At 68.0% G+C, this 14013-nt stretch carries 12 protein-coding genes and 1 rRNA gene; 7 read left to right on the plus strand and 6 right to left on the minus strand.

Features of this window, described 5'->3' with window-relative positions; genetic code table 11:
* Positions 1 to 100, plus strand: a 5S ribosomal RNA gene (gene rrf, locus AC5P7U_RS17625); the annotation flags it as partial.
* 312 nt (positions 101 to 412) lie between these two features.
* On the opposite strand, the gene AC5P7U_RS17630 is transcribed toward rrf, so the two are convergent.
* From AC5P7U_RS17630 to hemH, 3 genes are all read right to left on the minus strand, one after another.
* Complete coding sequence (locus tag AC5P7U_RS17630) at positions 413 to 2518, minus strand: methyl-accepting chemotaxis protein (RefSeq protein WP_197564590.1); 2106 nt, start codon at positions 2516 to 2518, stop codon at positions 413 to 415.
* Positions 2519 to 2808: 290 nt separating this feature from the next.
* Complete coding sequence (locus AC5P7U_RS17635; RefSeq protein WP_006477611.1) at positions 2809 to 3663, minus strand: alpha/beta fold hydrolase; 855 nt, start codon at positions 3661 to 3663, stop codon at positions 2809 to 2811.
* The gene (hemH, locus tag AC5P7U_RS17640; protein WP_006477610.1) at positions 3660 to 4622 is read right to left on the minus strand and encodes a ferrochelatase; all 963 of its coding nucleotides are present in this window, start codon (positions 4620 to 4622) and stop codon (positions 3660 to 3662) included. Before hemH ends, AC5P7U_RS17635 begins: the two co-directional genes overlap by 4 nt.
* A 165-nt stretch (positions 4623 to 4787) precedes the next feature.
* Between hemH and AC5P7U_RS17645 the strand changes: the two genes are divergently transcribed.
* The 4 genes from AC5P7U_RS17645 to tatC all read left to right on the plus strand — a co-directional run bounded on the left by AC5P7U_RS17645 (position 4788) and on the right by tatC (position 7210).
* Entirely contained in the window at positions 4788 to 5681 is an 894-nt protein-coding gene (locus AC5P7U_RS17645; RefSeq protein ID WP_006477608.1) for a lipid-binding SYLF domain-containing protein, read from the plus strand.
* A 75-nt stretch (positions 5682 to 5756) separates the two neighbouring features.
* Positions 5757 to 5984, plus strand: coding sequence for a Sec-independent protein translocase subunit TatA (gene tatA / locus AC5P7U_RS17650; RefSeq protein WP_005420453.1), 228 nt, complete (start codon positions 5757 to 5759; stop codon positions 5982 to 5984).
* Between the two features lie 15 nt (positions 5985 to 5999).
* Positions 6000 to 6464 carry a Sec-independent protein translocase protein TatB gene (tatB, locus tag AC5P7U_RS17655; RefSeq protein WP_053510508.1) on the plus strand — a complete coding sequence of 155 codons (465 nt, stop codon included), beginning with the start codon at positions 6000 to 6002 and terminating at the stop codon, positions 6462 to 6464.
* A complete protein-coding gene (gene tatC / locus AC5P7U_RS17660; RefSeq protein ID WP_006477603.1) occupies positions 6461 to 7210 on the plus strand; it encodes a twin-arginine translocase subunit TatC in 750 nt (249 codons plus the stop codon). The genes tatB and tatC overlap by 4 nt, the downstream gene beginning before the upstream one ends.
* Positions 7211 to 7288: 78 nt before the next feature.
* On the opposite strand, the gene AC5P7U_RS17665 is transcribed toward tatC, so the two are convergent.
* From AC5P7U_RS17665 to AC5P7U_RS17675, 3 genes are read right to left on the minus strand one after another with little or no spacing between them, the layout of a single operon-like run.
* Positions 7289 to 8200, minus strand: a complete 912-nt coding sequence (locus AC5P7U_RS17665; protein ID WP_049455838.1) for a BPSS1780 family membrane protein — start codon at positions 8198 to 8200, stop codon at positions 7289 to 7291.
* A 50-nt stretch (positions 8201 to 8250) separates the two neighbouring features.
* Positions 8251 to 8997 (minus strand): glutamine amidotransferase, encoded by a 747-nt coding sequence (locus AC5P7U_RS17670; RefSeq protein ID WP_197564591.1) that lies wholly within the window; start codon positions 8995 to 8997, stop codon positions 8251 to 8253.
* Entirely contained in the window at positions 8969 to 10804 is a 1836-nt protein-coding gene (locus tag AC5P7U_RS17675) for an ATPase, T2SS/T4P/T4SS family (protein WP_197564592.1), read from the minus strand. The genes AC5P7U_RS17670 and AC5P7U_RS17675 overlap by 29 nt, the downstream gene beginning before the upstream one ends.
* An 84-nt stretch (positions 10805 to 10888) precedes the next feature.
* Here AC5P7U_RS17675 and glyQ point away from each other — a divergent pair, with 84 nt between their 5' ends.
* Entirely contained in the window at positions 10889 to 11800 is a 912-nt protein-coding gene (gene glyQ, locus AC5P7U_RS17680) for a glycine--tRNA ligase subunit alpha (protein WP_197564593.1), read from the plus strand.
* 71 nt (positions 11801 to 11871) lie between these two features.
* Positions 11872 to 13947, plus strand: a complete 2076-nt coding sequence (gene glyS, locus AC5P7U_RS17685; protein ID WP_197564594.1) for a glycine--tRNA ligase subunit beta — start codon at positions 11872 to 11874, stop codon at positions 13945 to 13947.
* The last annotated feature ends 66 nt before the right edge of the window (positions 13948 to 14013 follow it).

Consider the following 14013-nt stretch of genomic DNA (forward strand, 5'->3'; position numbering starts at 1 on the left):
GCTGTGGAACCACCCGATCCCATCCCGAACTCGGAAGTGAAACGCAGCTGCGCCGATGGTAGTGTGGCTCAAGCCATGCGAGAGTAGGTCATCGCCAGGGTTTACACCCAAAACCCCGCTGCTCACGCAGCGGGGTTTTTCTTTGTGCGAAGAAAATCCAGTAGATCCATGCCATGCGTGGATGCTTTGCGCGTGCAACCACAGGGCCAACCAAGGTTGGCCGCTACCGATGGCAGGACTATCAGCAGTAGACCCACGCCATGCGTGGATGCCCTCCGTACGAAGCCACGGCGCCAACCAAGGTTGGCGTCTACCCACGACAGTCCCTTTTTCCTGATCCATCACGCAAAAGCAGGCAAAAGAACGGCGCCCTGCGGGCGCCGTCTCCAATCGATCCGGTTGCACGTTCCGATCAGGCGACCAGAGCGACTTCACGCGCTTCCTGCTGGCGGAACACCGAGACCGCTTCGGTCAGTGTCCCCGCCTGCGACTGCAGTTCGCGCGCGGCAGCGGTGGCTTCCTCCACCAGTGCAGCGTTCTGCTGCGTGGCCTGATCCATCTGCACGACAGTCTGGTTGATCTGCTCGATGCCGATCGACTGTTCCTGCGAAGCGGCCGATATCTCCCGCATCAGGTGGCTGACGCTCTCGACACCACCGACGATGCCCCGCATGCGCTGGCCAGCATCGGCCACCAGCTGCGCACCTTCACCCACCTGGCGGCCGGCTTCGTCGATCAGTTTCTTGATTTCCTGCGCGGCTGCGGCGGAACGCTGCGCCAGCACGCGTACTTCGCTGGCCACCACCGCAAAGCCACGGCCCTGCTCGCCGGCACGGGCGGCCTCGACCGCGGCGTTCAGCGCCAGAATGTTGGTCTGGAACGCGATGCCGTCGATGACGCCGGTGATATCGCCGATGCGCTTTGACGCGCCCTCGATCGCCTGCATGGTGTCGACCACCCGCTGCATGGCGGTGTTGCCGTCACCGGCGGCATTCTGTGTGGAGGCGGCCAGCTCACTGGCCTGACGCGCATGGGCAGCGTTCTGGCGCACCGTGGCGGTCAGCTCTTCCATCGAAGCCGCAGTTTCCTGCAGGTGCGCGGCCTGGCGCTCACTGCGTTCGGACAGCGCGCCATTGCCGGCGGCGATCTCGCTGGCGGCGGTACTGATCGAGATGGAGCACTGCTGGATGCGGCCGACCATGCGCGCCAGCTGCCCGGCGGTGGCGTTGGCATCACGCTGGATCGCGGCGAAGGCGCCTTGGTACTCGCCGTGCATGCGCCGGTCCAGATCGCCATTGGCCAGCGCAGAAAGCATCTGTCGCACTTCGTTGACGGTGCTGCCCAGCGTATCCAGCAGCTGGTTGATGCCACCGGTCAGACCCTCCAGGAAGCTGGCACCTTCGCCCGCTTGCAGACGCTGGTCGAGATCGCCTGCGGCAGCGGCGGCAACGATGCCGGCTACAGCATTCTCAAGCGACAGTTCGTGCGTACGGTCATGCCACTCCACGGCGAAACCGAGGCGCACGCCCTGTGCATCGAACACCGGCGTGACCACCTGCGCAAAGTGCACCGGGCCGATCTGCACCTTGCCGTTGTGCGTGACCTGCAGGCCATTGAGGATCGCGCGGATGCGGTCCGGGTTGGCGTGGAAGCGGTGGATGCTGCTGCCGACCAGACGCTCGGCATCGAAGTCGGGGAAGGCCTGGCGCAGTGTCGCCTGCTGGTTGCGCAGCAGGGCTACCACCGAACGGTTCACGTAGCGGATCACGTGGTCGTTGTCGGCAATCATCATCGCGGTGCGCGAAGCGTCCAGGGCCTGGCGGATCTGTGCGTTCTCGGCATGCGCTTCAGCCTCGCGCCCGCGCTGGGCCTGCACGTGGCGGGCGGTATCGGCCAGCGCATGGGCCAGCGAACCGGGTGCATAGGCCGTGGTATCCGCATGCGCGCCCAGATCGGCACCGGTGGCGATATCGCGGGCCAGTGCAGCCAGGCGGCGTGGGCCATGGCCCAGCGCCTCGGTCTGCTGGCGCAGGCGCAGCGCGACCTGGCCGAGGAACAGTGCCAGGCCAGCAAGCAGCGTTGCCTGCAGCAGCGTTGGCCCGGCCGCGGCACCTTCCAGCAGCGGCTGCAACAGCGCGAGCGTGCCAACGCCACCGGCCAGCCATACCGGCAGGCGATCACGGTGGCTGAGCAGCACGCCCAGCAGCACCGCGATCGGCAACGCCGGCGACAGGCCGACCGCCGTGCACAGCAACGCCAGCTGCAGCGACAACAACAATGCCAGGCCATTGCGGGCGAGGCTGCGGCCCGCCTGAGGGCCGGCCAGCCAGATGGCCGGCAGCACGGCGGCCGCAGCCAACGCGGCACCCGGCACGTGGGGCCCACGCGGGGCCAGAACCAGGCCAGCCACGGCCAATGCCGCGCTGCCGATCAGCAGTCGGCGATCAGCACGGCGGGCGAGCTGCTGCAGATGCGGCAGGCGGGCGGTATCGGGGGGACGGGAGGATGCAGCGGACATCGGCGACTCCTGGATCAACAGACGGCAGCGGCCACGCCGCGACGCACGCATGAGCGCGTGGACTGGGCATGGACCGGGGATTCGGGGAATGCGACGTCATCAACGCCGCAGAGACAGGGCGCCGTGACCCCATCCTTTGGGTAACGGAGCGGTAGAGCGGGCATGCGGACTTCCTTGCAGAACCAGACACACGCCGCAGGCCCGACCGGGCCCGCGTGCTGCGGACGCAGGGGCCCGCAACTGATGTATCGGCCGCAAACGCGCGGAGTGAAGCGCGCGGAGGCGCGGACTCAGCCCGCGTTGTCGTTGCTGAAGAAGTGCAGGATCACGTCGGCAACCTGCGCCGGGTCTTCCATGTGCAGGTGATGGTTGCCGGGAAACACCGCCAGCCGTCCATCGCGCAGGTGCCGCAGGCGATCGCTGCGCATGGGCTCGGGGTAATAGGACTGCGCCGGTGTGGCGTAGATCACCTGCGTCGGGCAGGCGATGGCCTGCAGCAGATTGTCGATCTGGCCTTCGCTGAGGCGGATCGCGGTGGGCAGCATCAGCCGCGGATCACTGCACCAGCGATAGCCGCCTTCGACCGGTTCCACACCGCGCTCGACCAGCAGTCGCGCGCAGTGTTCGCTGAGCTGGTTGGTCATCATCCGTGCGCGGATTGGCGCCGCGAGGTCGGGGAACACGCGCAACTGCTTGCGTGCGAGCGCACGCGTGGCATTCACATGCTCGCGCAGGCGATGCGCGGTTTCTTCCTCCGGCCCGCGCAGGCCGCCGAGTGCTTCGATCGCCACCAGCCGTTCGATGCGGTCGCTGACCGAGGCGGTGAGGCTGGCGATGCCGGCGCCCATCGAATGGCCGAGCAGGCTGAAACGGTCCCAGCCCAATGCATCGGCCACATCAAGCACGTGGCCGATCGCGGCGGGCGTGGTGTAGCTGGCCCCCGCCGGAAGGTGCGCGCTGTGGCCATGGCCGGGCAGATCGATGGCCACCAGCTGCAGCGACGACAGATGCGGGGCCAATGGCACGAAGCTGGCGGCGTTGTCGAGCCAGCCGTGCAGGGCCAGCACGCGCGGACCCTCGCCGTGGTTGCGAAGGCCGGCGACGCGTGCGCCACCGACCTCGAGTTCAAACGGATGCAGGCTCATGCCAGCGAGGCCACAGCCAGCCGCGCCAGGGCGCGTGCGTGTTCCGGTTCGGCGTTGAGGCAGGGGATGTAGCGCATCGTCGCGCCGCGTTCGGCCAGCGTTTCGGTAAAGCCCATTGCCACTTCCTCCAGCGTTTCCAGGCAGTCGGTGGCGAAGCCGGGGCAGACCACGTCGATCTGCCTGACGCCGGATTCGGCCAGCGCCCACAGGCTGGGCTCGGCGTACGGCTGCAGCCAGCGCTCGCGGCCGAAGCGCGATTGATAGCCCATCTGCCACTCGTCCCTGCCCAGGCCCAGCGCGTTGGCAATGGCCTGGGCGCTGGCCTCGCAACGCTGCGGATACGGATCGCCGCCATCGGCCAGGCGTTGCGGGATGCCGTGGAAGGAGAACATCAGCTTCTGGCCACGGCCGTGCTGTTCCCAGTAGCGCTGGATGGAACCGGCAACGGCCTCGACCCAGCCCGGGTCGACCGAATAGTCGCGCACCAGGCTGACCGTCACGCCCGGGTTGCGGCGCTGCCAGGCATCGACGCGGTCTTCGACCGAGGCGGTGGTGGTGGTCGAGTACTGCGGATACAGCGGCAGCACCACGATGCGACGCGCGCCTTCGGCGGCCAGGCGGTCGAGCTCGCCGGCCAGCGCCGGTTCACCGTAGCGCATCGCATGGCGAACCCGGAGCGTCGGCAGCAGTGCCTGCATGGCCTGGGCCAATTGGCGCGTATGCACCATCAACGGAGATCCGTCGGGCAGCCAGACCTGGGCGTACTTGGCCGCCGAACGGCTGCTGCGCAGCGGCAGGATCAGCCCGCGCAGCAGTGGCTGCCACAGCAGAGCCGGGATCGAGACCACGCGGGGGTCGGACAGGAATTCAGCCAGGTAACGGCGTACGGCGGGGGCCGTCGGCGTCTCAGGCGTGCCTAGGTTGACCGCCAGCACGGCGGTATCGGGTGCGTCGAGCATGGGATGTATTGTCGCCGATCCGGTGCCGCGCCGGCATGCAGGGTTCGGATCGCGGGCATAGCGGGCATCTATATGAGCAGGCAACGCTCATTGGCGATTCATGGCAACACTACTAATTTCAGTCACTTGCTATATCTTCCTATGGACTGACTTCTGGAGCCTGCCATGCGTCGCCCGATCCAAGCCCTGCTGATCGCCGCCAGTCTGCTGTCCAGCCAGGCCATGGCCGGACCGCAGGAAGACCAGCGCGCCCGCAACGCCGTGCGCGTGCTGGCCGAAATCCAGGGAATCCCTGAACAGGGCATTCCGGACAAATTGCTCGACGAAGGCCGCGCGGTCATCGTCATTCCCGACACGATCAAGGCCGGCCTGGTCATCGGTGGCCGTCGCGGCCATGGCCTGATGTCGGTGCGCATGGCCAATGGCGCCTGGTCCAACCCGGTGTTCGTCAAGCTCACCGGTGGCAGCATCGGCTTCCAGGCCGGCGTGCAGTCCTCGGACGTGGTGCTGGTGTTCCGCAACGACCGCAGCCTGGACAACCTGGTCAACGGCAAGTTCACGCTGGGCGCCGATGCCGGCGTTGCCGCCGGTCCGGTCGGCCGCAATGCCGCCGCCGCCACCGATGGCCAGCTGAAGGCCGAAATCTGGTCGTGGTCGCGCGCCCGTGGCCTGTTTGCTGGTGTCGCCCTGGACGGCGCGGTGCTGCAGATCGACGATGCCGCCAATCTGGACGCCTACGGCAGCAACACCACGCCGCGGATGATCTTCGAAGGCCGCGCCGGCGGTTCGCCGTCGATGGATGTGGTCGCTTTCCGTGATCGCCTGGAAGAGGCCACCTACGCCGCGCGCAACAACCGCAACGGCAGTGGTGGCAATGCTCCGCGTCCGGCGGCCGCCCCGGCGGTGGCTCCGGCGCCTGTTCAGGCAGCGCCGGCCGCCCCGGCCGAGGCCACCACCGCGCCGCTGCAGAACGTGCCGCAGACCCCGCCGCCGCAGCAGCAGGGCTTCCAGCCGGTCAACGACGGCGAGATCCGCACGGAAACGCTGGGCGGAAACTGACTTTCGTCACGCGCGCCGGCTAACAGCCGGTGCGCTATGCTCGACAGCCTGATCACTAACGTAACGAGCGTCTTTATGGGCAGTTTCAGCATCTGGCATTGGTTGGTCGTGCTGGCCATCGTGCTGCTGGTGTTCGGCACCAAGCGCCTGACCAGTGGCGCCAAGGACCTCGGTTCGGCGGTCAAGGAATTCAAGAAGGGCATGCGCGACGAGGACAAGCCGAACGCGCAGCTGGGCGACGAGTCGCGCAGCCAGGACGCCTCGCGCACCGCGCAGGACGAGCACGACCGTAACGCTCGCTGATCCGGAGCGGTTGCGGTGTTTGATATCGGCTTCAGCGAACTGCTGGTGATTGCGGTGGTCGCCCTGGTGGTGCTCGGTCCCGAGCGCCTGCCCAAGGCGGCCCGCTTCGCCGGCCTGTGGGTGCGTCGTGCCCGCAATCAGTGGGATTCGGTGAAACAGGAGCTGGAGCGCGAACTGCAGGCCGAGGAGATCAAGCGGCAGATGCAGGACGTGCGCCAGGGCATGCAGGACACCGAAAACCAGCTGCGCGCCAGTGGCGAAGCGATCCGTCGCGAAGCCCAGCAGACGCAGCAGCAGGGCGACGATCTGGCGCAGCAAGTACGCGCGCCGGCGCCGGCCGACCTGCCGCCGCACCTGGGCGAGCCCGTGGCCGCGGAACAAGCACCGGCACAGGACGTCGCTGCGGTAACGCCCGGCGCCTCCACGGCCACTGAAACCAATGCGACGCCCCCGGCGCAGAACACGGAGCGCCCCTCATGAGTGAGCAGGAGTTCGGCGAAAGCTCGCTGGTTGAACATCTGGTGGAACTGCGCGGCCGGCTGGTGCGCGCATTGCTGGGCCTGGGCGTGGCGCTGCTGGCGCTGCTGCCATTCACCCAGAAGCTGTACAACGCGCTGGCCGAACCGCTGGTTTCGCAGCTGCCGAACGGGCAGACGATGATTGCGACCAACCCGGCCGGTGCCTTCTTCGCGCCGTTGAAGCTGACCTTCTTCGTCGCCCTGTTCGTGGCGGTGCCGTGGCTGCTGTACCAGCTGTGGGCGTTCGTTGCCCCGGGCCTGTACGCGCGCGAAAAGCGCCTGGCGGTACCGCTGCTGGTGTCGTCGGTGGTGCTGTTCTACACCGGCTGTGCGTTCGCCTACTTCCTGGTGCTGCCGGCGGTGTTCCACTTCCTCACCACCTTCAGCCCGGACGTGATTGCGATCACCCCGGATGCGAACGCCTACCTGGACTTCGTGCTGGCGATCTTCTTCGCTTTCGGCGGCAGTTTCGAACTGCCGGTGGCGATGGTGATCCTGGTGCTGCTGGGCTGGGTGACGCCGCAGCAGTTCAAGGAAGGCCGCGGCTACGCGATCGTCGGCATCTTCGTGGTGGCCGCCGTGCTGACCCCGCCGGACGTGGTGTCGCAGCTGATGCTGGCCATCCCGATGTGCCTGCTCTACGAGCTGGGCATCCACGCCGCACGCTGGCTGGTGCCGTCGTCGGTAGTGAAGAAGCCCGCCGCCTGAAAAAAGGGGACGGAGGAGATTAAGTCGTATGTGCCACTGTGCCGCTAACGACTTAATCCCCTCCGTCCCCTTTTTCCGTCAGGCGTGGAAGATGTCGCTGGAGGTCGGCGTGGTCGGGATCGGCGGCGCTGCGCGGCTGCCGCGGTGCACGAACATCTGCTTCCATGCGGCATAGACCGCGCCGACGTACAGCGGCATCAGTACCGTGGTCAGTACCAGCTGGGCGATGAAGGCTGCGGCCAGCGGGCCGCCGATCAGCATCGCGATCTGGATCACGATCACGAACAGGATGTACATGCAGAACGCGGCGATCAGGCCGAGCACGGCGAACACGATCATCGCGCCGATGTTCTCGATGCAGCCCTGCAGGCTCAGGCGCAGCGCGTGCATGCCGCTCTGCTTGTCGAACACCACCAGCGCCGGCTGGGTGAACATCGCCAGCGACAGCGCGACCGCACTCAGGAACACCAGCAGCATCCACAGCGCGATGCGCTTGGCCGGCAGGTTGGCGACCAGTGCGGCGGCATCGTCCGGCTTGATCTGCTGACCACTGCGGCTGATTTCTTCCATCTTGGTCATGACCTCGCTGAAGGCGGTGAAGCCTTCGCGGCCGATCATCATGAACAGCAGCGCGCCCAGCAGCAGCACCGCCAGCACCTGGATCGCCAGCGGCACCAGCAGGTGGCTGACGCGGTGGTCGCGGATCGGCTGCAGCAGGTGCGAGGCCAGGCCCGGTCGGCCTTCGTCGATCTCGCCCACGGCATACAGCATGCCGCCGAACATGATCGGCGAAATGGCCAGGGTCATCAGCTGCACGGCCATGCCGGCGGCGCCGGGAATCAGCGTCGACAACAGGGTCACCACCCAGCTCACCAGCAGCCAGGTCAGGCCGATCCGGGCCAGCTGCAGCGGCGCACGCCGGTACAGGGAGAACGTATCCAGCAACCACTGGGCGCCCGCCGAAGCCGGCAGCTTGCGAATCTCTTTCATGGACATCCGGGAGGGACAGGAGGGGGCCGGGCGGCTGCCCGTGGCGCCGATTATCCCTGTTTTGCCGCCGGCTGGGCTGAAGACAGCCGCGCCTGGCGGACGAAGCGGCGCAACAGCTGGCGGGCCAGCGGTGCGGCGCTGACCGCGCGTTCGATGCTGCGGGCGCAACCGCCGTGGCGGCCGATGCAGTCGGCGCGGGCGCGCACGTAGCCGCGCATGTGGTGGGTGGCGAATTCCGGATGGAACTGCACGCCCCATGCCTGGCGCGCCCAGCGGAAGGCGTGGCAGCCGTCCAGCGGCGAGCGCGCCAGCACTTCGGCACCGTCCGGTGCGCGCAGCACGGTCTGAAGGTGGGTGGCGTGGGCGGCGAAATGCTGTGGCAACCCCCGGAACAGCGGGTCCTGCGCGGCCTGCGGCTGCAGTTCCAGCTCGATCGTGCCGGACTCGCGGCCGGCCGGGTTGTAGGCCACTTCACCGCCCAGCGCGTGCGCCAGCAGCTGGTGGCCGTAGCAGATGCCGAACACCGGCAGGTCGTCGTGGGCGGTCTCGCGCAGCCATGCCGCGCTGCGCTCGCTCCAGTCGGCATGGTCGGTGACGAAGGCGGCCGAGCCGGTCACCAGCACGCCGGCGAAGCCGTGCGGATCGGGCAGGGCGCCACCGTGTTCGACATCGACCACCACCGTCTGGTGTTCTTCCAGCCCGGCGGCGACGCGGATCCAGTGCGGGAAGCGCCCGTAGCGGCGCAGTGACGGCACCGGGCGGCCGGTTTCAAGGATCAGGAACGGAGCTGGGTTCATCCGGGGGCGGCAGCACTGACAGGACTTCCTCGATTGTAGTCAGCCCCTGCGCCACCTTTTCAAGCCCGGCCTGGCGCAGGGTTCGCAGCCCTTCAGCCCGCGCGGCACGGCTGAAACCGGCCAGGTCCATGTCGGCGCGGATCTGCCCGCGCAGCCGCGAGCCCAATGGCAGCAGTTCATACAGGCCGATGCGGCCAAGGAATCCGGTGCGCCGGCACTCCAGGCAACCGACCGGCCGACAGGGCGTGGCGGCATCTGGATATGCAGCATGGCTATCAGCCAGCACCGCCCAGTCGGCGGCGCCGAGGCTGTGCGGCTGCTTGCAGTGCGGGCACAGGGTACGCACCAGGCGTTGGGCGAGGATGCCGTTGAGGGTGCTGGCCAGCAGGTAATGCGGCACGCCCAGGTCGAGCAGGCGGGTGACCGCCGAGGGCGCATCGTTGGTGTGCAGGGTGGACAGCACCAGGTGGCCGGTCAGCGAGGCCTGCACCGCCATCTGCGCGGTTTCCAGGTCGCGGATCTCGCCGATCATGATGATGTCCGGGTCCTGTCGCAGCAGGGTGCGCACGCCACTGGCGAAGTCCAGGTCGATGTTGGTCTGCACCTGCATCTGGTTGAACTCGGGCGCGATCATCTCGATCGGGTCTTCCACCGTGCACACGTTCACGTCCGGCGTGGCCAGCCGCTTCAGCGTGGAATACAGGGTGGTGGTCTTGCCCGAGCCGGTCGGGCCGGTGACCAGCACGATGCCGTGCGGGCGCTCGACCAGTGCATTCCAGCCGGCGGCCTCCTGCGGGCTGAAACCGAGCTGGTCGATGCTCTTGAACGCGGCATCCGGGTCGAAGATGCGCATCACGCACTTCTCGCCGAAGGCGGTGGGCATGGTCGACAGGCGCATCTCGACTTCGCGGCCACCCGGCGAGCGGGTCTTGATGCGGCCGTCCTGCGGGCGCCGGCGCTCGGCCAGGTCCATGCGGCCCAGCACCTTGATGCGGCTGACCACGGCGGTCATCACTGCCGGTGGCACTTCGAACACCTTGTGCAGCACGCCGTCGATGCGGAAGCGCATGCGTCCCATCTCGCGGCGCGGCTCCAGGTGGATGTCCGAGGCGCGCTGTTCGTAGGCGTACTGCAGCAGCCAGTCGACGATGTGCACGATGTGCTGGTCGTCGGCATTGACGTCGCCGGTACGGCCCAGCTCGACCAGCTGTTCGAAGCTGGGCAGGGTGGTGCTGGCTTCGCCGCGCGCATCACTGCGGGCGCCACGCACCGAACGGGTTACCCCGTAGAACTCCATGGTGTAGCGGTGCAGGTCCAGCGGGTTGACCACCGCCAGCTCGATGCGGCGCCGGGTCAGGTGCTGCAGGTCGCGGCGCCATTCCTGCACCAGCGGCTCGCTGGTGGCCACCAGCACGCGCTCGGCATCCACCGCCAGCGGCAGGAAGCGATGGCGGCGGGCATAGGCATGCGACACCAGGGCCGTCACCGCGGCGACGTCGACCCGGGTCGGGTCGATGCGCAGGTAGCGGCAGCCGGTACGCTGCGCCAGCCATTCGCTGAGGCGCTCCAGGGTCAGTTCGCCGCCGCCGGTGGCGGCCAGCTTGAGGTTGGACAACAGCACCAGCGGATGCACTTCGCTGGCGTTGCGCGCCCCCTGTGCGGAGAAGCGCATGCGCTCGCGGTCCTGCTCGGCCACCAGGCCATCGGCGATCAGCGCCGCGGCGATCTGCTCGAAATGCAGGCGGCCCCAGGGCAGCGGAACGCCGCCCGCCTCGCCGGGCGTGCCCACCGGCAGCCGATGTTCCATCTGCCTGCTCCTCCCGGGTACGGAATGCCCCGCAGGTCGGCCGTTATACTAGCGCACCCCCCTTGCCGGCCAAGAATCGTCCGCATGTCCGCGACCCCGACCGTTCCGATCACCTTCCAGGGCCTGATCCAGACCCTGAACCAGTTCTGGGCCCAGCAGGGCTGCGTGCTCATCCAGCCGCTCGACCTGGAGGTGGGCGCCGGTACCTTCCATCCGGCCACCTTCCTGCGTGCGATCGGTCCGGAAGGCTGGAACGCGGCCTACGTGCAGCCCTCGCGCCGCCCGACCGACGGCCGCTACGGCGAGAACCCGAACCGCCTGCAGCGCTACTACCAGTACCAGGTGGCGATGAAGCCGGCGCCGGACAACATCCAGCAGCTGTACCTGGATTCGCTGAAGGCACTGGGCATCGACCCGCTGGTGCACGACCTGCGCTTCGTCGAGGACAACTGGGAATCGCCGACGCTGGGTGCCTGGGGCCTGGGCTGGGAAGTCTGGCTCAATGGCATGGAGGTGACCCAGTTCACCTACTTCCAGCAGGCCGGTGGCCTCGAATGCCGACCGGTGCTGGGCGAGATCACCTATGGTCTCGAACGCCTGTGCATGTACCTGCAGAACTGCGACAACGTCTACGACCTGGTCTGGACCTATGGCCCGGACGGCCAGCCGGTGACCTACGGTGACGTCTACCACCAGAACGAGGTGGAGCAGAGCACGTACAACTTCGAATACGCCGACGTGGACGAAATGTTCCACCGCTTCGACGCCTGCGAGCGTGAAGCGCAGAAGCTGGTGGAAGTGAACCTTCCGCTGCCGGCCTACGAGCAGGTGATGAAGGCCAGCCACACCTTCAACCTGCTCGATGCGCGCCGCGCGATCAGCGTGACCGAGCGCCAGCGCTACATCCTGCGCGTGCGCGCGTTGGCCCAGGCGGTGGCCAAGGCCTACTACGAGCAGCGCGAGAAGCTGGGCTTCCCGGGCGCCAAGAAGGCCTGACCGCCGCTCTCCCCCTTACTCCGGGGCGCCGGACGCGTCGCGCGCTGCGCCCCCACCACAGGATTGAAACGATGAGCCAACTGTCCCCCCTGCTGATCGAACTGGGCACCGAGGAGTTGCCGGTCAAGGCACTGCCGGGCCTCGCCCAGGCGTTCTTCGATGGCGTTGTCGACGGCCTGCGCAAGCGCGGCGTCGCATTGGAGCTGGGCGATGCCCGCCCGCTGTCGACCCCGCGCCGCCTGGCCGTGCTGCTGCCGGGCGTTGGCCTGGAACAGCCGGAACAGCACAGCGAAGTGCTGGGCCCGTACCTGAACATCGCGCTGGACGCCGAAGGCCAGCCGACCAAGGCCCTGCAGGGCTTCGCCGCCAAGGCCGGGATCGAATGGACCGCGCTGGAGAAGACCACCGACAACAAGGGCGAGCGCTTCGTGCACCGCGCGGTGACCCCGGGCGCGCGCACCGCCAGCCTGCTGCCGGAGATCCTGCGCGAGGCGATCGCGGCGATGCCGATTCCCAAGCCGATGCGCTGGGGCGACCACGCCTGGGGCTTTGCGCGCCCGGCGCACTGGCTGGTGCTGCTGCACGGTGGCAACGTGGTCGAGGCCGAACTGTTCGGCCTGCAGGCTGGCCGTGTCAGCCGTGGCCATCGTTTCCACCACGACCAGGCCGTGTCGCTGGCACAGCCGCAGGATTACGTGGAAGCCCTGCGTGCCGCGTTCGTGCTGGTCGACCCGGGCGAGCGCCGCGCGCGCATCGTCGCCGAGGTTGAAGCCGCTGCGGCCAAGGCCGGCGGCAGCGCCCGCATCACCGAGGACAACCTGGAGCAGGTGGTGAACCTGGTCGAGTGGCCGTCGGCGGTGCTGTGCAGCTTCGAGCGCGCGTTCCTGGCGGTGCCGCAGGAAGCGCTGATCGAGACGATGGAGATCAACCAGAAGTTCTTCCCGGTGCTGGATGACAGCGGCACGCTGACCGAGAAGTTCATCGGCATCGCCAACATCGAATCGAAGGACGTGGCCGAAGTGGCCAAGGGCTACGAGCGCGTGATCCGCCCGCGCTTCGCCGATGCCAAGTTCTTCTTCGACGAAGACCTGAAGCAGGGCCTGGCGTCGATGGGCGAGGGCCTGAAGACGGTGACCTACCAGGCCAAGCTGGGCAGCGTGGCCGACAAGGTCGCCCGCGTGGCCGCCCTGGCCGAGGTGATCGCGCCGCAGGTTGGCGCCGACGCTGCGCAGGCACGGCGTGCCGCCGAACTGGCGAAGAACGACCTGCAATCGCGCATGGTCAACGAATTCCCGGAACTGCAGGGCATCGCCGGCCGCCACTACGCCGTGGCAGGTGGCGAATCGGCCGAGGTCGCGCTGGCCATCGACGAGGCCTACCAGCCGCGCTTCGGTGGCGATGACATCGCGTTGTCGGCGCTGGGCAAGGTGCTGGCGATTGCTGAACGCGTGGACACCCTGGCCGGTGGTTTCGCCGCAGGCCTGAAGCCGACCGGCAACAAGGACCCGTTCGCCCTGCGCCGCAACGCGCTGGGACTGGCCCGCACGATCATCGAGAGCGGCTTCGAGCTGGATCTGCGCGCGCTGCTGGCCAGCGCCAACGCCGGCCTGGCCGCGCGCAACGTGCAGGCCGACGTCGGCGAGCTGTACGACTTCATCCTCGACCGCCTGAAGGGCTACTACGCCGACAAGGGCGTGCCGGCCACGCACTTCAATGCGGTGGCCGAGCTGAAGCCGGCCTCGCTGTATGACTTCGACCGCCGCCTGGATGCGATCGGCACCTTCGCTGCGCTGCCGGAAGCCGAGGCACTGGCCGCGGCCAACAAGCGCATCCGCAACATCCTGCGCAAGGCCGAGGGCGACATTCCGGCCCAGATCGACACGGCGCTGCTGCAGGAAGACGCCGAGCGCGCGCTGGCTGAAGCCGTCACCGCGGCCATCGACGACACCGGCGCCAGCCTGCAGCACAAGGACTACGTGGCCGTGCTGGCCCGCCTGGCCCGGCTGCGCCCGCAGGTCGACGCCTTCTTCGATGGCGTGATGGTCAATGCCGAGGATCCGGCGCTGCGTGGCAACCGCCTGGCGCTGCTGACGATGCTGGGCGAGCGCCTGGGCAAGGTGGCGGCGATCGAGCATCTGTCGAGCTGATGCCGGTATCGGTAGTGCCGGCCGCTGGCCGGCATTGCCCCCGCGCATCGGATTGATCTGTGGGTT

This window comes from Stenotrophomonas sp. YJH_SMC_57 (assembly GCF_059369755.1).